A 1177-nucleotide genomic window follows, 5' to 3' on the forward strand; every position below is an offset into this window, starting at 1 on the left:
CGACTGTTTGGGGTTGTATAGTCAAGTAATTAAGTGCATGTGGTGGATGCCTTGGCAGTCAGAGGCGATGAAAGACGTAATAGCCTGCGATAAGCTCCGGGGAGGCGGCAAATATCCTGTGATCCGGAGATTTCTGAATGGGGAAACCCACCTGTCATAAGGCAGGTATCGTATGATGAATACATAGTCATACGAGGCGAACGAGGGGAAGTGAAACATCTCAGTACCCTTAGGAAAAGAAATCAATTGAGATTCCCTCAGTAGCGGCGAGCGAACGGGGAAAAGCCCATTAAGTCATATAAGTTCTAGTGGAATGCTCTGGGAAGTGCAACCATAGTGGGTGATAGTCCTGTACACGAAAGGGCTTATATGATGATGTCGAGTAGGGCGGGGCACGTGAAACCTTGTCTGAATATGGGGGGACCATCCTCCAAGGCTAAATACTCCTGACTGACCGATAGTGAACCAGTACCGTGAGGGAAAGGCGAAAAGAACCCCTGTGAGGGGAGTGAAATAGATCCTGAAACCGCATGCATACAAGCAGTGGGAGCCGACTTGTTCGGTGACTGCGTACCTTTTGTATAATGGGTCAGCGACTTACATTCAGTAGCGAGGTTAACCGAATAGGGGAGCCGTAGAGAAATCGAGTCTTAATAGGGCGTTTAGTTGCTGGGTGTAGACCCGAAACCGGGTGATCTATCCATGAGCAGGTTGAAGGTTGGGTAACACTAACTGGAGGACCGAACCCACTGTCGTTGAAAAGCCAGGGGATGACTTGTGGATAGGGGTGAAAGGCTAATCAAACTCGGTGATAGCTGGTTCTCCCCGAAAGCTATTTAGGTAGCGCCTCGGACGAATACCATTGGGGGTAGAGCACTGTTTCGGCTAGGGGGTCATCCCGACTTACCAAACCGATGCAAACTCCGAATACCAATGAGTACTATCCGGGAGACAGACTGCGGGTGCTAACGTCCGTAGTCAAGAGGAAAACAATCCAGACCGCCAGCTAAGGCCCCAAAATTATAGTTAAGTGGGAAACGATGTGGGAAGGCATAGACAGCTAGGAGGTTGGCTTAGAAGCAGCCACCCTTTAAAGAAAGCGTAATAGCTCACTAGTCGAGTCGGCCTGCGCGGAAGATGTAACGGGGCTAAAACTATATGCCGAAGCTGCGGATTT

General features: G+C 49.7%; 1 rRNA gene. It reads left to right on the forward strand.

Annotated features, from left to right (window positions below):
• Positions 1–19: 19 nt before the first annotated feature.
• Positions 20–1177: ribosomal RNA gene (locus AC5EUN_RS17670) — 23S ribosomal RNA — on the forward strand; the annotation flags it as partial.

It is taken from the genome of Acinetobacter sp. CAU_H_S170_2, assembly GCF_058890445.1.